The sequence below is a fragment of the Gordonia zhaorongruii genome (assembly GCF_007559005.1).
GTDB classification, from domain to species: Bacteria; Actinomycetota; Actinomycetes; order Mycobacteriales; family Mycobacteriaceae; genus Gordonia; species Gordonia zhaorongruii.
The window spans coordinates 2,225,017-2,240,797 of sequence record NZ_CP041763.1; the positions used below are offsets into that span (position 1 = coordinate 2,225,017).

Below are 15,781 nucleotides of genomic sequence, written 5' to 3' on the forward strand. Positions count from 1 at the left end.
TAACGCAGGCGTCCGACATGGTTACGCTGGCAGAATGCCGCACCCGATCATGTTCGACGACGCCGACCCGATCCTGACGCGGTTGCGCGAGCGAGCGCTGGCGTTCCCCGAGGCGACCGAGAAGATCGCCCACGGGAGGCCGACGTTCCGCTGCGGAAAGATGTTCGCGATGTACGGGGGCAGCGAGAAGGGCGCCACGAAGGTCCGCCGCGATCAGGCACTGCTGTTCGTGCCCGACCCGGAGGAGCGGGACGCACTCGCCCAGGACGAGCGGTTCTACGTGCCGGCCTACGTCGGCGCCTACGGCTGGCTGGCCCTGGACCTGACCCCGGACTGCGATTGGGCCGAGGTCGGCGAACTGCTCGATGCGGCGTTCCGGCAGATCGCTCCGCAGCGGGCGATCACCGCACTCGACGCCCGCACCCGGTAGCCGCGCCGACCGGAGATCAGCTCCAGTCGGGATCGGCGGCCAGTCCGGACGCGACCTGCGACGCAAGAGCCAGCGCACGCGCCGACCATGCGGCGGACGCCGACGCGAGACCGCACGTTGGAGTCACGAGCAGATTGTCGCGCAGTACCGTGCGCGGCAGCCCGATCCGATCGATGATCTCGACGAGCGAGCGCGCCAGGTCCTCGGCGTGCACGGGCGTTGAAGGCTCCTGAGCCGGGATCAGGCCGGCTGCGAGCGTTCCACCGTGGTCGAGGAACGCGCCGAGGGCGTCGTAATCGGTCGCAGGCCGCAGCCTCGTCACGTCCAGCGACAGCGCGATGCGTGTCAACTGCTCGGTGAGGTCCCACCGCGGCCGATCGCAGGAGTGCAGCAGCATGGGCACGCCCACCCCATCCGCGATCTCCTGCAGCGTCTGGGCGACATCGGGCGCCGGAATCGGCCGTATCGGATCGAGTCGGGTGAGCGGCGCGACGGTGCCGTCGATGACCCGGCCGACGTCGGGCTCGTCCAACTGCACCACCACGCGGGCTCCGAGTCGGCGTTCGATCTCAGCGACGTGGTTCCGCAGTCCTTCGGTCAGCGACGCGGCGACGTCGCGAACCGCACCGCGATCGGTCACGATCTTGCGTCCGCCGCGCAGCTCGACCCGGGCGCCGACCGTGAACGGTCCGCAGGCCTGCACCTTCACCGTGCCGGTACCCATCAGACCCGCTCGCTCCCAATGCGCCTCGAGTGCGTCGAGATCCCATCGCAGCCAGTCCCGCGTACGACGGGTGGTGGTGTTCGGGTGATCGGTCAGGCGGTACGCACGATGCACCATGTCGATCGGCAGTTCGACCAGCAGCGATCCCGTCCTGCCGATCATGTCGGCGCCGACCCCGCGTCCGGGCAGCTCCGGCAGGAACGGGAGGGCGAGCTCCCCGACCGCGATCCGCACTGCCTCGGCCGGATCGGTACCCGGCATGGACCCGATGCCGGTACCGACACCGGTCTCGAGCGACGTCGCCGCGCCGCTCACGTCTGCGACGCGGTGATCCGACCGCACCCGACGACCTGGTCGCCGTACGCGTCGTCCGGCGCGTACAGCACGGCCGCCTGTCCACGGGCGACGCCCCGAAGCGGTTCGCCGAGGTCGATCCGGATACCGGGCCCGTCGGCGCCGTCGACCGGAGTCGCCACCGCAGGGGCGAGACCGCCATGCGCGCGCACCTGCACCACGCAGTCCACCGGCCCGTCGGGCGCCTGGCCCGACGTCCACACGACCTTGTTCGCGGTGATCCCCCGGACTTCGAGATCGGAGGCGGTGCCGACCGTCACGGTGCCGCTGTCCGGGTCGATTCCGGTCACGTAGCGCGGCGCGCCGTCAGCGGCGGGCGCCTCGACGCCCAGCCCCTTGCGCTGGCCGATGGTGAATCCGTGCACCCCCTCGTGATCGGCGAGCTTCTCGCCGGTCGACGAGTCGACGACGGCCCCCGGTCGTACCCCGATCCGCGCACCCAGGAAGGCCCGGGTGTCCCCGGACGGGATGAAGCAGATGTCGTGCGAGTCGGGTTTGTTCGCCACCGCGAGGCCGCGTCGCTCCGCCTCCTCGCGGATCTGCGGCTTCGGGGTGTCGCCGATCGGGAACATGGCCCGCGACAGCTGCCGGTCGTCGAGGACGGCGAGCACGTACGACTGGTCCTTGTCCACGTCGACCGCACGGCGCAGCTCACCGTCGACGAGCCGCGCATAATGGCCGGTGGCGAGGGCGTCGAAGCCGAGTGCCTCGGCCCGCTCGGCGAGCGCCGAGAACTTGATCTTCTCGTTGCACGACAAGCACGGGTTGGGCGTCTCGCCTGCGGCGTACGCCGCGACGAACTCGTCGATCACGTCTTCCTTGAACCGATCGGCGAAGTCCCACACGTAGAACGGGATCCCCAGCACGTCGGCGGCACGGCGCGCATCGTCGGCGTCCTCCCGCGAACAGCAGCCGCGCGACCCCGTCCGCAGCGCACCCGGTGCGGTCGACAGCGCCAGATGGACGCCGACGACGTCGTGTCCGGCCTCCACGGCCCGGGCGGCGGCGACCGCCGAATCGACTCCACCGCTCATTGCTGCCAGCACTCGCATCAGCGTCCTCCTCCCGTCCGGGCGCCCGCACCGGAGAGGACTCCCGCGGCACGCGCGCGCTCCACCACTTCGCCGATCACCTCGGCGACGGCGTTCACATCGTCGTCGTCGTTGTCCGGCGCGAGCGAGAACCTCAGCGATCCCCGCGCCGTCGCCGTGTCGAAACCCATCGCCAGCAGGACATGGCTCGCCGCGGCCACTCCCGCCGTGCACGCCGACCCGGTGGAGCATTCGATGCCCTTGGCGTCGAGCAGCATCAGCAGCGAATCGCCTTCGCAGCCGTCGAAGGAGACGTGCGCGATTCCCGGGGCTGCGTCGCCGCCCGCCCCGAGGGCGCCGTTCACCCGGCTCCCGCCGACCGCGGTCACCACGTCCACCAGTCGGTCACGCAGGCGAGTCACGTGCGACCGGTGCTCGTCCAGGTGCTCGACGGCTGCGCGCAGCGCCGCCGCCATTCCGGCTGCCGCCGGCACATCCTGGGTTCCCGAGCGCAGATCGCGCTCGTGTCCCCCGCCGTGCAGCAGGGGAACGCAGTTCACGTCGCGACGCAGGAGCAGCGCACCCGAGCCCTGCGGACCACCGAACTTGTGGCCGGCAACGCTCATGGCCGCCAATCCACTCGCCGCGAAGTCGACCGGCACGTGGCCGGCGGCCGAGATGGCGTCCGAATGCACCGGCACCCCGTGCTGCGCCCCCAGCGCCGCGACGTCGGTGACCGGCTGGCAACTGCCGACCTCGTTGTTGACCCACATCACCGAGATCAGCGCGACCGTGTCGGCGTCGGCCTCGAGCACGTCCCGTAGTGCGTCGACGCGTACCTGTCCGCGATCGTCCACGGGCAGCACCACGAGTTCGGCGTCCGCCTCGTCCGCGAGCCACTGGGCCGGATCGAGGACCGCATGGTGCTCGATGGCGGAGATGATCACCTTCCGTCTGCGCGGATCCTCGCGGTGCCGCGCCGCGTAGATCCCCTTCACCGCGAGGTTGTCGGACTCGGTGCCCCCGCTGGTCATTATGACCTCCGACGGTCGGGCACCGAGATCACGTGCGATGGATTCTCGGGACTCTTCGAGGATGCGGCGCGCGCGCCGGCCGGAGCCGTGCAGCGAAGAGGCATTACCGGGCTGTGACCAGGCGACGGCCATCGCCTCGGCCGCTGCTGGGATGAGCGCGGTCGAGGCGGCGTTGTCGAGGTACACGGGAGTTGACGCAGGCATGACGTCAACCAGGATAGTCGCCCGCGACGAGTGCTCCGTCGGCCCGTCCGCATGCGAGCCCGATCAGTTCGTGAGAGCGTCCCGCACGGCGGTGCCGCTCGCTGCGCTCCGTGGGAGTGCGACCATCTCGACCCGATCGGACAGGTCGGTGGCAGGCAGCACGAGACGCTGTGCGCCCGTTGCCAGTTCGCGGCGGTTCGGGGTGGGGAGCTGCAGGTCGAACACCGTCAGACTGATCCGCAGGTCGGGTGCGGCGATGATCCGGCGAAACGTGGTCGCGATCGTGTCCTCTCCGATCAAGCCGGCCAGGGTGGTGGGACGTCCCGACGCGCTGTAGCTGACCTGAATCGGCAGAACCGGGACACCGGCGTCGACGGCGGACTGGAAGAACGCGGGCCGGAACCGGCCGGATGCGGCACCGCACCAGGTGGTCCCCTCCGGGAACACGGCGACCGCGCGCCCGCGGTCCAGGATCCGGGTGACCCGCTCCAGCATCGGAGTCAGGGCTCGCAGGTCGCCCCGCACGTGGGGCAGCACACCGAACAACCGAGCGACCGGCCCGAAGCATCCCATGCTGAGGACCTCGCGCTTGGCCACGAACCGAGCCGGCGCGACCGACGCTATCGCGATGATGTCGAGGAACGAGACATGGTTGGCGACGACCAGGGCGCCCCGAACGCGCCGTGCATGCGGCGGCCGATGATCGGTGACCTCCAGCCGGACGCCCATCACCCGCAGGCCGATCCGGGCGCCGACCCGCCAGTACCCGTGCCGGGCCCGCCGCGGCAGCAGGAACGCGAGCAGTCCCACCACCAGGACCGTCAGCATCACGATCAGGGCGGCGGACGTCCGGACGATGCGGCGGAAGGTCGACACCTCGGTGGTGGCGGGTACGCAGTGCCGGCCGCACGGGCTGGTCGGGACCCATTGGTTGACCGGACCGACGGGATCTGGCCCAGCCGCCGCGATCGGCGAGATCGTCTCGGCGATCTGCACCGGCTTGCTCTGATTCCGCGTCTGATCGGTCGTCGTCATCGCGGCTCCGCTACTTTCCGGAGTTCCCGAGGCGGACCATCGCACCGCGCAGCCGTTCGACGTACCTGGCCTCGCCACGGTGCCGGTCGAGCACGGTGAGGAAGTCGCCGACGTCGAACACCTCATCGAAGGCCGGCTCGCCGCACACTCGCGCACCCAGCCGGATGTACCCGCGCAGCAGCGCGGGCAGCCGTGCCGACGTCGGCGGTTCCAGATCGTCGAGGCGCAACCCGTTCACGTGCACGTGCTCGTACGGGTACACCGTCCAGTCGCCGGGATACTCCTCGCGGGCCACGTCGCGGATGCCGCGCAGTTCGCGGCCGCGGCCCGTCGGCGAGTCGAGCGGGACCGAGACGCAGCCCATCATGTAGCGGTAGGCGTTCTCCTCCAGGTAGCTCAGCAGCGCTGCCCAGAGCATCGCCGTCACCGAGCCGCTGCGGTGCTCGGGGTCGACGACGGCACGTCCCATCTCGACGGTCTCGCCGCGGATCGGGTCGAGTTCGGCGAGGTCGAACTCGCCGGCCGAGTACCAGCCGCCCGCCGCGATGGCGCGGGGCGGCGGCAGGACGCGGGCGCAGCCCACGACTACGCCAGTCGGCAGGTGCCGAACCAGGAGGTGCTCGCAGAACTCATCGAAGCGATCCGCATCCAGTCCCGTCGTCGCATCGCCGATCGCGTCGGAGTAGCCGGCCTCACTGTTGAAGACGTCGAAGCGAAGACGCTGGACCGCCTCGATGTCGCGTGAATCCTCGGTGATCGACACCTCGTAATCGCCGCCCGACAAGAGCACGCGGCGGGACGCGGTCCCGATCGTCATTACGGAGTTGCTCGTACTGCCGAAATCCCTGATGGTCATGCCTCGAGTACAGGCGAGGAACGGGTCACCGCGGACACCAGTGCGTGTCGTGTTCCGCCACACGACGTGAACACCTCGTCGACGCGTTCGCCGAGTGGATGCGTCCGCGAAACCTTGCGGTTGCATGGTCGGCGGCCGTCTGTCCGCGTGCGGGTCGCTGAACAGCGAGAACCCCCGTCGCGGAATCCGCGACGGGGGTTCTTCGGGCAGTCAGTTCAGGTGAACGAGCACCCGAGACGTCACTTGCGCTTGTTGACCTCTTCGGTCAGCTGCGGGGCGACGTTGAACAGGTCACCGACGATGCCGTAGTCGCTGATCTCGAAGATCGGGGCCTCTTCATCCTTGTTGATGGCCACGATGGTCTTCGAGGTCTGCATGCCCGCGCGGTGCTGGATGGCGCCCGAGATACCGAGGGCGACGTACAGCTGGGGCGAGACGGTCTTACCGGTTTGACCCACCTGGAACTGGCCCGGGTAGTAACCGGAGTCGACCGCGGCACGCGATGCGCCGACGGCTGCACCGAGCGAGTCGGCGAGATCCTCGATGACCGAGAACTTGTCGGCGCTGCCGACACCACGGCCACCGGAGACGACGATCGACGCCTCGGTCAGTTCCGGACGGTCGCCACCGACGTTCGGCTCGAAGCCGGTGACCTTGACGGCGTTCTCGGCCTGGGCCGGAACCTCGACCTGGACGACCTCACCCGCGCCGGCGGCCGGAGCGGCCTCGACGCCACCCGGACGAACCGAGAAGACCGGGGTGTCGCCGCCTGCCTGCGCGTCGACGGTGAAAGCGCCGCCGAAGATCGAGTGAACGCCCGCGCCGCCTTCCTTGACCTCGACGACGTCGGTCAGCAGGCCCGAGCCGAGACGCACGGCCAGACGGCCGGCGATCTCCTTGCCCTCGGCGGTTGCCGCGACGAGGACGCCTGCGGCGCCCGCCGACTCGGCGACCGACGACAGGACGTCGACCTTCGGGCTCACGAGGTAGTTCTTCGCGTCGTCCGACTCGGCGACGTAGATCTTCTCCGCACCGGCCTCGGTGAGGCCTGCGGTGACGCCCTCTGCGGAGCCGGAGCCCGCGACGACGACGGCGGACGGGCTGCCCAGAACGCGGGCGGCGGTGATGAGTTCGCTGGTGACCTTCTTCAGCCCACCTTCGGCATCCTGCTCAACGAGCACGAGTACTTCAGCCATGTTTCTTCTCCTGAATGTCTTTGCTTATCGCCGGAATCAGGGCGGGAATCAGATGATCTTCTGGCCGACCAGGTACTCGGCGACCTTGACGCCGCCGTCGCCCTCGTCGGTGACGCGCTCGCCCGCGGTCTTGGCGGGCTTCGGGGTGACACCGGTGACGGTGCTGCCCGCGTTGGCCAGGCCCACGGTGTCCTCTTCGACGCCGAGGTCGGCCAGCGACAGAACGCTGACTTCCTTCTTCTTCGCGGCCATGATGCCCTTGAAGGACGGGAAGCGCGGCTCGTTGATCTTCTCGTTCACCGACACGATCGCGGGGAGCGACGCCTCGACCTGGAAGATGCCCTCGTCGGTCTCGCGCTCGCCGCGGAGGGTCTCGCCCTCGAGCTCCAGCTTGCGCAGGTGCGTGACATGCGGAAGTTCGAGGTACTCGGCGATCATGGCGGGCACCGCGCCGACGCGACCATCGGTCGCCTCGTTACCGGCGATGACCATCTCGACGCCCTCGATGGTGCCGAGAGCGCTCGCGAGAACGTACGAGGTCTGGACGGCGTCGCTGCCGTGCAGGAGTTCGTCATTGATGTGGATCGCCTTATCGGCGCCCATCGACAATGCCTTGCGGATCGCATCGGTGGCGCGATCGGGACCGGCACACAGGATGGTCACCTCACCGCCCTCGCGCTCCTTGATCTGCAGTGCTTCCTCAACTGCACGCTCGTTGATCTCGTCGAGCACAGCGTCGGCTGCCTCACGGTCAAGCGTGTAGTCACCATCGGCGAGCTTGCGCTCGGACCAGGTATCGGGAACCTGCTTGATCAGAACGACAATATTCGTCATGGGTCTTCGTCGACCTCCTGCATCGGGTTCGGCAACTTACCGGCCGGTAAGGCCCTGGGTCATCTCTCACTCTAGCGGCTGTTCCACCGACGTCGAACGTGGCCTCTCTCATATTCCCGACGGCCGCGGTGCACGTAGAACGATCGCAGTCCACTAGGGTCGTGAAAATGACCGAACCGCAGGCGGGCCCGACAGCCGATCAACTCGCCCTCACCGGCGAGCGCACCGTGCCGGGCATCCCCGCCGAGAACTACTGGTTCCGTCGTCACGAAGTCGCCTACGAGTTCATTCTTCGCCGCTGTGCGAGCAACACCGTCCTGGAAGCCGGTTCCGGCGAGGGTTACGGGGCCGCGATGCTCGCCCGCGAAGCCGCATCGGTCACCTGCGTCGACTACGACGCGCAGGCCGTCGAGCACACCCGGCGCAGCTACCCCGAACTGACGGTCCACCGCGGCAACCTGATCGACCTCCCCATCGACGACGCATCGATCGACACCGTCGTGAACTTCCAGGTGATCGAGCACCTGTGGGATCAGTCCGAGTTCGTGCGGGAATGCCATCGTGTGCTGCGAACCGACGGCGAACTGCTGATGAGCACTCCCAACCGCATCACCTTCTCGCCCGGACGCGACACCCCGCTCAACCCGTTCCACACGCGTGAGCTGTCGGCGTCCGAGCTGACCGGGCTCCTCACCGAGGACGGCTTCGAGGTCACGGACATGCTCGGCGTGTTCCACGGCGCGCGGTTGCGCGAGCTGGACGCGAAGTGGGGCGGATCGATCATCGACGCCCAGATCGAACGCGCACTCGCAGGCGAACCGTGGCCCGACGACCTGGTCGCCGACGTGGCCGGGGTGAGCGTCGCGGACTTCGACATCCTGAGTGTCTCGGATGCCGGCACCGACATCGACGCGAGTCTCGACCTGCTCGCCGTCGCAGTCCGGCGCCCATCGGCGGCACCGTGACCGACCGCGTTCCCGGACAGTTCTCCCTCGTCCTCCACTCGCATCTCCCGTGGCTGGCGAACCACGGGCGCTGGCCGGTCGGCGAGGAATGGCTCTACCAGTCGTGGGCCGACTGCTATCTGCCGGTCTACGAGGTCCTCCGGCGCCTCGCGCAGGACGGTTACACCGACCAACTGACGCTGGGCATCACCCCCGTCCTGGCCGCCCAGCTCGACGACCCGTACACCGCGTCGTCGATGCACGCATGGCTCGCCGACTGGCAGTTGCGCGCGGTCGAGGCCGCGATGAGCCGAGACCGCACACGCGCCGACTCGGGCACCCGCGAGTTCCGCGCCTCCGCAGCGGCCCTCGCCGACTTCGAGAAGCACTGGCGCCACGGCGGCAGTCCGCAGATCCGGTCGCTCGCATCGTCCGGCGTGATCGAGCTCCTCGGTGGTCCGCTCGCCCACCCGTTCGCGCCGTTGCTCGACGAGCGGCTGCGCCGCCTGTCGCTTCGCGAGGGACTCGCCGACGCCGAGCACCGCTGGGGTGTACGTCCTACCGGTATCTGGGCTCCCGAGTGCGCCTACACGCCCGGCATGGAAGCCGAGTACCGCGCGGCGGGCGTCGGGCACTTCATGGTCGACGGCCCCACGCTCCACGGTGACACCGCCCTCGGACGTCCCGTCGGCGACAGCGGCGTCGTGGCCTTCGGTCGAGACCTGACGGTCAGCTACCGCGTGTGGTCACCCAAATCGGGCTACCCCGGCCACGCCGACTACCGCGACTTCCACACCTACGACCACGAGACCGGCTTCAAATCGGTCCGGGTGACCGGCAAGACGGTTCCGGCACACGAGAAGAAGGCGTACGACCCAGCTCGCGTCGACGCCGCGATCGACGCTCATGTCGACGACTTCATCGGGTGCATCCGCGAACGGCTGATCTCCGAATCCGACCGCATCGGGAGGCCTGCCCTGGTGGTTGCCGCCTTCGACACCGAGCTGTACGGCCACTGGTGGCACGAGGGGCCGATCTGGCTGGAACGGCTGCTCCGCCGACTCCCGGAGGCGGGTGTCACCGTCGGCACCCTCGACACCGCACGCCGGAACGGATTCGTCGGTGAACCCGTCGATCTGCAGGACTCGTCGTGGGGCTCGGGCAAGGACTGGCGCGTCTGGGAGGGTCCGCAGGTGCAGCATCTGGTTCAGCTCAATTCGGAGGTGACCGCCACGGCGCTCGACAGCCTCGACAAACGCCGCGACGGCCGGCTGGGACGCGACGAGATCGCCGATCAGATCCTGAGGGAGACGCTGATGACCGTGCAGTCCGACTGGCCGTTCATGGTGTCCAAGGACACCGCAGCCGGGTACGCACAGGACCGCGCCCACAAGCACGCCCACGCGACGCGCGAGATCGCCGGCGCCTCCGATGCCGGGCACGATCGCACGGCACTGCGACTGGCCCGCGGTTGGCGCAATGCCGACAACCTGTTCGGGGCGCTCGACGCGCGACGACTCGAGTCCCACGGGGACGAGAGCCGGCGGGACGAGAACCGGCAGGCCGGTGACCTCCGATGAAGATCCTGGTCGTCTCGTGGGAGTACCCGCCCGTCGTGGTCGGCGGCCTGGGCCGCCACGTCCATCACCTCGCCGAAGCGCTCGCCGCACTCGGTGAGGACGTGACAGTGCTGACCCGCCGTCCATCCGGCACCGATGCGTCCACGCACCCGACCACCGACACGATGGTCAACGGGGTGCGCGTGGTCGCCGTCGCCGAGGACCCGCCCGAGTTCGACTTCGGTGTCGACATGATAGCGTGGACGCTCGCGATGGGACATTCCTTCATTCGCGCGGGCCTGCGGCACCTTGGCGGTGACTGGATCCCCGACGTGGTGCATGCGCATGACTGGCTCGTCGCGCACCCGGCGGTGGCACTCGCGGAGTTCTTCGACGCACCGCTCGTCGCCACCCTGCACGCAACCGAGGCAGGCAGGCACAGCGGGTGGGTCGCCGGTCACGTGAACCGCCAGGTGCATTCGGTGGAGTCGTGGCTGGCGAACGACGCGGACGCACTAATCACCTGCTCCGCGTCCATGCGGGACGAGGTGACCGAGCTCTTCGGTCCCCACCTGCCGCCGGTCAGCGTGATCCACAACGGAATCGACGTCAGCGCGTGGAAGTTCGCGAGCCGCCGGGAGCGGACCGGTCCGCCGCACCTGCTGTTCGCCGGGCGGCTCGAGTACGAGAAGGGCGTCCAGGACCTGATCGCCGCACTCCCCGTAGTGCAGCGCATGTATCCCGGTGCGACGCTCACCATCGCGGGTGAGGGAACCCAGCACGCGTGGCTCCACGAACTGACGCGCACTCACTCCGTTGCCGGGGCCGTGGAGTTCGCGGGCCGGAAGAACCACGACGGCCTGGTGTCGCTGATGCACCGCTGCGACGCGATCGTGCTGCCGAGCCGCTACGAGCCGTTCGGGATCGTGGCGCTAGAAGCTGCGGCGACCGGTATCCCGCTGGTGACGTCCACCGTGGGCGGTCTCGGCGAGGCCGTGTCCGACGGCCAGACCGGATGGACGTTCGCCCCCTTCGATCCGGCGGCGCTCGCCACCTCGGTGTGCGCGGCCCTCGCCGATCCCGTCGAGGCATCGGCGCGATCGCACCGGGCCGCCGAGCGGCTCACCGAGGAGTTCACGTGGCGCGTCGTCGCGGAGCGGACAGTCGCCGTTTTCACGGCCGCCCGCAGGCGCCCGCGCCGGGCGATCGGGCGGCGCGAGATCCCGCTGCGGCCGCTTCCGGACCGCGATCCGGGCGTTTAGTGTCAGTCGAACGACTTACTTTTCGGAAAAATCCTCTGAACAGGTGACATCCGAGTCCTGAGTAAGTGAAACGGACCGATGTCCGTTGGCGATCCTATGTGTTGAGATCACCGCCACAACAGGTGGCCAGTGATCGATCTCATCACTCGGAGGACTGACGTATGAACCGTAAGACCAAGGGCGCACTGGCCGTCGGCGCAGGCGCGATCCTGCTACTCGGCGGGGCCGGCTCGTACGCGCTGTGGAGCGATGAGGCCGACGTCGTCGGCGGGAACATCGCCACCGGCGACTTCGGTCTCGACTGCGGCACCGGCGGCGCGTGGACCGACATCTCGACCACGATGAACGGCGGCGCCTCGATCAACACCGCCACCGACCTCATGGTTCCCGGCGATGTGTGGAAGTACTCCGGCAACTGCACCGTCACCGCCACCGGCAAGAACATGAAGGCCGAACTGGGCGTCTCCGGGATCACCGGAACTCCCATTCCGTACATCACCACCGATACGCAGGTGGGCACCGGCGCAGTGAACGCACCCGTCGTCGTCAGTGACGGCGACACCCTGCCCGTCGCAGTGACCGTCACCTTCGACATGAACACGCCCAACCAGGAGAGCACCAACGAGGCGGTCACGGTCGGCGACATGAAGATCACACTCAATCAAGTTCGTCCGTGACACCGGCGAGCGAATAGATCCATTCCGTGACCAGGCGCAACCTGCTGCTGACAGCCCTCGGGACCCTGGTGGTCGCATTGATCCTCGGATCGATGAACTCCACCGGGGCCCTGTGGGCTGAGGAGTCGTCCTCCGATGCCGGTGACATCGGCACCGGCAGCATCGGGCTCGCGCCCGGTACCGTCGGCGGCACGACGTACGAGTTCTCGGCTCTCCACGGAGCGAACATCTCACCGGGAACCGTTCGGCAGGCGGTGCTGAACATCCGGAACACCGGGACCACACCGCTGAGATTCCGCGTGGTGACCGCGGGACCGGCCGTCAGCACGCAGGGATCCGCAGTCGGCATTCATCTGTCCGGTGCGGTCGCCGACACGTGTCCGAGCGGTTCCGACGACCTCACCGGCGCCTTCGCCCCGATCATCACGCACTCGCCGTCGTCGCCCGTCACCGCGGCGTTCCGCCCCCTAGCTGTCGGCGCCTCCGAGAACTGGTGCATCCGTGCCGTTCTCGAGTCGGTCACCGGCACCCAGCGGGCCGTCTATCGGATCATGTTCGATTTCCGAGCGGACCAGACGCGATGACCGTGACCGAACCGCCCAGCTCTCCATCGCCCAGTACTCCATTGCCCAGCTCTCCATTGCCTAGCTCCCCCGACACCGCAGCGGATGCGCACACGCGCACGCCGGGCGAGCGAACCCTGCACGTGCTGTGGCAATCGGTCAGCTGGCTGCTGCTGATCGCCGCGTTCGCCGTGCTGTGCCTCACGATCCTGGTCCCGAAGATCGCGGGCGGCCGTCCGTACTCGGTCCTCACGTCATCCATGCGACCGGATTACCCGCCGGGCTCGCTCGTCGTCGTCAAGCCGAAACCCGCCTCCGAGATCACCGTCGGCGACGTGATCACATATCAGATCCGGTCCGGCCAGCCGGGTGTCGTGACCCACCGCGTCACGGCGATCGAGGACGGACCGGACGGGCAGCCGCGGTTCACCACCCGGGGCGACGCCAACGGTGTCGCCGATGACGACGAGGTCCGTCCCGTCCAGGTGCGCGGCGCGCTCTGGTACTCGATCCCCTACCTCGGATACGTGAACACCTGGTTCAGCGGCGCTCGTCGAACCACGATCATCTTCATCCTGGCGGGCCTGCTGTTCGCCTACGGTCTCTGGCAGTTCTATGCGGGCTGGCGGGACGACGACTCCGAGGAGGACGGATCGCAGGACGAGGCCGACGTTCCTGCGGCGGCCGATGACACCCCGACCGATGCCTTCCCGGCGGCGCCTCCGAACGGGGTGCGCCGATGAGCCGCCCGCGCCTGCCCGGAAACATCTCACGTCGCGTCCGTGCTCTCCTCACCTGCGGCGTTCTTCTGGGAACCGGAGCTGCCGGCACCGCCGCCTATTGGTCGACGTCGTCGACCACGCAGTCCGGCGAGTTCACGACGGCGAGCCTCAAGATCACCGCGAGCGGATCGACGGACTACGCGTTCCCCTTCCCGGCATCGCTTCTCCCAGGCGACTCGTCAGCAGCCCTGGTCAATGTGGAGAACGTCGGAACGGTCGCGTTCGATTACGTGGGTTCCGTGCACAGTGCCCACGCCCTGGGGAGGGCGGTGACACTCACCGTGAGGTCCGGCGGGACGATCGACGGAGGCACCTGCTCGGGCGGGACGCCGGTGGTGGCAAACCGATCGATCACCGGCGGCAAGGCGGCCTTCACCGGCAGTCGCGGACCGCTGAGCGCACAGACGGGCGCCGAAGCCCTATGCCTCCAGATCACCCTCCCGGAGACTGCGGCCGGGTCGCTGGCCGGGAGCAGCGGATCCATCCAGTTCACTTTCGACGCGACGGGGCCGTCATGACGCACCGCGTGGAATCGACGCCGCCGCGCCGCTCGTGGACCGATACCGCACTGACCATCGGCGCGGTCGCCGGCACCGTGTGCATCGTGCTGACGACGGTGGCTCTCGTATTCGGCCTCCGACCGGTGATCTTCGAGACCGGGTCGATGGAACCCGCCGTGCCGACCGGGTCGCTGGGCATCTCGCGAACCGTTCCGGCCGCCGAGGTGAAGCCGGGCGACATAGTCGGCGTCGTCCGCGACGACGGGGCTCGCGTGACCCATCGCGTGGTCGCCGCGGGCGCACCCGTCGGCAACTCGGTGTCACTGACACTGCGCGGCGACGCGAACGAGGTCTCCGACTCGTCGCCGTACGTGGTCACCGAGGTGAACCGCGTGTACCGCACGCTCCCACTGCTCGGCTACATCGCCTCGTGGCTGAGCGACCCGTACACGCTGGCGCTCCAGGCGTTGGCGGGCTTCGGTCTGCTCGCGATCGCCTTCGCGCCCGAACAGGGTTGGCGGCGCTCGAGGACCGGTCATCGGCTCGTGGCGGGGACCGCGGTGGTAACCGTGCTGGCGCTTGGCGCGACCGGCGTGCACGGCGCAGGCCGGGCGGACGCGGCGCTGCAGGGAACGGCGACCGCGACCGGCACAGTGAACACCGGACGGCCGGCGAATCCGACGTCCCTTCGGTGCGACAACGTGAACGGAGTTCTCGGCCTCGGCGACTCCGTGACCATGACCTGGCCGAACCCTGGCAGCCACTCGAAGTACACCTACCATCTGACGGTGTCCGGCGGCAGCGCCAATCCACAGACCAGCACGTACACCGCTGCTTCTGGAGGCGACCCGATCGTGGTCAACGCGGGCAGCTTGGGACTGCTCGGCTGGCTGGGATCCCTCCTCGGCAACCTGCTGGGCGGACAGTCGATGACCCTGCAGTTCACGCTGACCAATCACGTCGGCAACTTCTCCTCGGCGGGCTCACTCACCCAGAACGTGGTGTTGCGCGGCAGGGGGCTGCTGGGACTCGTCCCCTCCTTGCGGTGCGCCACCGGCGGCGAGGGCGGAATCGTGACCGGCCCGGCAGCCAAGCCAGGGCGTGCGACGACGGACAAGAACTCGCCGTCGGATGAGAGCACCGCGCCCAAGAGCTCCGTGCCGCCGGATGCGCCCGAGAAAGACGCATCGCAGGACCCTTCGGCCGCGCCGCCCAGTAGCGAGAAGCCTGCGCCGAAGCCCGAGTTGCCGCCGGGTGGAACACGCTCGACCTCCGGGGAGCACTCCTTCTACCAGGACGGCAACACGGTGGCGATCCGCGATGCGGACTCCACCGAGGTGGAGTTCCGCGGCAGCTTCTCGCCGTCGGCGACGGTTCGCTGGGTGCCCGGAACCGACGACCTCGAGGTCACCGGTCCTGATGGCGCGGTGACGACGATTCGGCTCGTCGGCGGCGAGTGGACCGAGCAGGTGACGCTTCCGCCGGCCGATGACGAGCCTGATCCCGGACCGGTACCGACGCCGGAATCGGAAGCAGAGCCCGCACCGGCCACCGAGGAGACGACGGCCGACGCTGACTCGCCGGTTGAGTGAGGACGCTGCGAGCATCGACCCCGGTATCCGACCCGGTGCAACCGCACCGTGATTTCGACACGGTCGACGCTCCGCGCCGCCCGGCTCAATCAGCGGGTTGGGGCCCGCCTCCCGCGCCAGTCAGCGGGAGCGAGTGAGTCGAGACGTCCCGTCCCTCTCGACGGTTGAGCGAGCGAAGCGAGTCGAAACCACCCGGCTCAACCA

At 68.8% G+C, this 15,781-nt stretch carries 16 protein-coding genes; 9 read left to right on the top strand and 7 right to left on the bottom strand.

Annotated features, from left to right (window positions below):
- Positions 1–34: 34 nt before the first annotated feature.
- Positions 35–430, top strand: a complete 396-nt coding sequence (locus FO044_RS10310; RefSeq protein ID WP_132991785.1) for an MmcQ/YjbR family DNA-binding protein — start codon at positions 35–37, stop codon at positions 428–430.
- Positions 431–446: 16 nt separating this feature from the next.
- Here FO044_RS10310 and FO044_RS10315 read toward each other — a convergent pair whose 3' ends face one another.
- The 7 genes from FO044_RS10315 to FO044_RS10345 all read right to left on the bottom strand — a co-directional run bounded on the left by FO044_RS10315 (position 447) and on the right by FO044_RS10345 (position 7,698).
- On the bottom strand, positions 447–1,469 hold the full coding sequence (locus tag FO044_RS10315; protein WP_280525848.1) for a uroporphyrinogen decarboxylase/cobalamine-independent methonine synthase family protein: 1,023 nt from the start codon (positions 1,467–1,469) through the stop codon (positions 447–449).
- Positions 1,466–2,560, bottom strand: coding sequence for a tRNA 2-thiouridine(34) synthase MnmA (gene mnmA / locus FO044_RS10320; RefSeq protein ID WP_186290532.1), 1,095 nt, complete (start codon positions 2,558–2,560; stop codon positions 1,466–1,468). Before mnmA ends, FO044_RS10315 begins: the two co-directional genes overlap by 4 nt.
- A complete protein-coding gene (locus FO044_RS10325; protein WP_132991786.1) occupies positions 2,560–3,777 on the bottom strand; it encodes a cysteine desulfurase family protein in 1,218 nt (405 codons plus the stop codon). Before FO044_RS10325 ends, mnmA begins: the two co-directional genes overlap by 1 nt.
- 63 nt (positions 3,778–3,840) lie before the next feature.
- On the bottom strand, positions 3,841–4,812 hold the full coding sequence (locus FO044_RS10330) for a lysophospholipid acyltransferase family protein (RefSeq protein ID WP_132991787.1): 972 nt from the start codon (positions 4,810–4,812) through the stop codon (positions 3,841–3,843).
- A gap of 10 nt (positions 4,813–4,822) precedes the next feature.
- Positions 4,823–5,629 carry a GNAT family N-acetyltransferase gene (locus tag FO044_RS10335; protein ID WP_132993292.1) on the bottom strand — a complete coding sequence of 269 codons (807 nt, stop codon included), beginning with the start codon at positions 5,627–5,629 and terminating at the stop codon, positions 4,823–4,825.
- 278 nt (positions 5,630–5,907) lie between these two features.
- Positions 5,908–6,864: an electron transfer flavoprotein subunit alpha/FixB family protein gene (locus FO044_RS10340; RefSeq protein WP_132991788.1), complete on the bottom strand. Its 957-nt coding sequence runs from the start codon at positions 6,862–6,864 to the stop codon at positions 5,908–5,910.
- 48 nt (positions 6,865–6,912) lie between these two features.
- On the bottom strand, positions 6,913–7,698 hold the full coding sequence (locus FO044_RS10345; RefSeq protein ID WP_132991789.1) for an electron transfer flavoprotein subunit beta/FixA family protein: 786 nt from the start codon (positions 7,696–7,698) through the stop codon (positions 6,913–6,915).
- A gap of 167 nt (positions 7,699–7,865) precedes the next feature.
- Here FO044_RS10345 and FO044_RS10350 point away from each other — a divergent pair, with 167 nt between their 5' ends.
- From FO044_RS10350 to FO044_RS10385, 8 genes are all read left to right on the top strand, one after another.
- Positions 7,866–8,663, top strand: a complete 798-nt coding sequence (locus FO044_RS10350) for a class I SAM-dependent methyltransferase (RefSeq protein ID WP_132991790.1) — start codon at positions 7,866–7,868, stop codon at positions 8,661–8,663.
- Positions 8,660–10,222 (top strand): 1,4-alpha-glucan branching protein domain-containing protein, encoded by a 1,563-nt coding sequence (locus FO044_RS10355; RefSeq protein ID WP_143965611.1) that lies wholly within the window; start codon positions 8,660–8,662, stop codon positions 10,220–10,222. Before FO044_RS10350 ends, FO044_RS10355 begins: the two co-directional genes overlap by 4 nt.
- The gene (locus FO044_RS10360) at positions 10,219–11,463 is read left to right on the top strand and encodes a glycosyltransferase family 4 protein (protein WP_143965612.1); all 1,245 of its coding nucleotides are present in this window, start codon (positions 10,219–10,221) and stop codon (positions 11,461–11,463) included. Before FO044_RS10355 ends, FO044_RS10360 begins: the two co-directional genes overlap by 4 nt.
- A gap of 161 nt (positions 11,464–11,624) precedes the next feature.
- A complete protein-coding gene (locus FO044_RS10365) occupies positions 11,625–12,140 on the top strand; it encodes an alternate-type signal peptide domain-containing protein (protein WP_143965613.1) in 516 nt (171 codons plus the stop codon).
- A gap of 26 nt (positions 12,141–12,166) precedes the next feature.
- Positions 12,167–12,724 carry a hypothetical protein gene (locus FO044_RS10370; protein ID WP_143965614.1) on the top strand — a complete coding sequence of 186 codons (558 nt, stop codon included), beginning with the start codon at positions 12,167–12,169 and terminating at the stop codon, positions 12,722–12,724.
- A 56-nt stretch (positions 12,725–12,780) separates the two neighbouring features.
- Positions 12,781–13,446 carry a signal peptidase I gene (locus FO044_RS10375; RefSeq protein ID WP_244945746.1) on the top strand — a complete coding sequence of 222 codons (666 nt, stop codon included), beginning with the start codon at positions 12,781–12,783 and terminating at the stop codon, positions 13,444–13,446.
- A complete protein-coding gene (locus FO044_RS10380) occupies positions 13,443–14,003 on the top strand; it encodes a hypothetical protein (protein WP_143965616.1) in 561 nt (186 codons plus the stop codon). Before FO044_RS10375 ends, FO044_RS10380 begins: the two co-directional genes overlap by 4 nt.
- The gene (locus tag FO044_RS10385; protein ID WP_132991797.1) at positions 14,000–15,577 is read left to right on the top strand and encodes a peptidase S26; all 1,578 of its coding nucleotides are present in this window, start codon (positions 14,000–14,002) and stop codon (positions 15,575–15,577) included. Before FO044_RS10380 ends, FO044_RS10385 begins: the two co-directional genes overlap by 4 nt.
- Positions 15,578–15,781: the final 204 nt, after the last annotated feature.

Coding starts and splice junctions, on each gene's coding strand:
- mnmA (WP_186290532.1), bottom strand. CDS start 2,560: ATGCGAGTGCTGGCAGCAATGAGCGGTGGAGTCGATTCGGCGGTCGCC.
- FO044_RS10330 (WP_132991787.1), bottom strand. CDS start 4,812: ATGACGACGACCGATCAGACGCGGAATCAGAGCAAGCCGGTGCAGATC.
- FO044_RS10345 (WP_132991789.1), bottom strand. CDS start 7,698: ATGACGAATATTGTCGTTCTGATCAAGCAGGTTCCCGATACCTGGTCC.
- FO044_RS10340 (WP_132991788.1), bottom strand. CDS start 6,864: ATGGCTGAAGTACTCGTGCTCGTTGAGCAGGATGCCGAAGGTGGGCTG.
- FO044_RS10310 (WP_132991785.1), top strand. CDS start 35: ATGCCGCACCCGATCATGTTCGACGACGCCGACCCGATCCTGACGCGG.
- FO044_RS10365 (WP_143965613.1), top strand. CDS start 11,625: ATGAACCGTAAGACCAAGGGCGCACTGGCCGTCGGCGCAGGCGCGATC.
- FO044_RS10360 (WP_143965612.1), top strand. CDS start 10,219: ATGAAGATCCTGGTCGTCTCGTGGGAGTACCCGCCCGTCGTGGTCGGC.
- FO044_RS10325 (WP_132991786.1), bottom strand. CDS start 3,777: ATGCCTGCGTCAACTCCCGTGTACCTCGACAACGCCGCCTCGACCGCG.
- FO044_RS10385 (WP_132991797.1), top strand. CDS start 14,000: ATGACGCACCGCGTGGAATCGACGCCGCCGCGCCGCTCGTGGACCGAT.
- FO044_RS10335 (WP_132993292.1), bottom strand. CDS start 5,629: ATGACGATCGGGACCGCGTCCCGCCGCGTGCTCTTGTCGGGCGGCGAT.
- FO044_RS10350 (WP_132991790.1), top strand. CDS start 7,866: ATGACCGAACCGCAGGCGGGCCCGACAGCCGATCAACTCGCCCTCACC.
- FO044_RS10380 (WP_143965616.1), top strand. CDS start 13,443: ATGAGCCGCCCGCGCCTGCCCGGAAACATCTCACGTCGCGTCCGTGCT.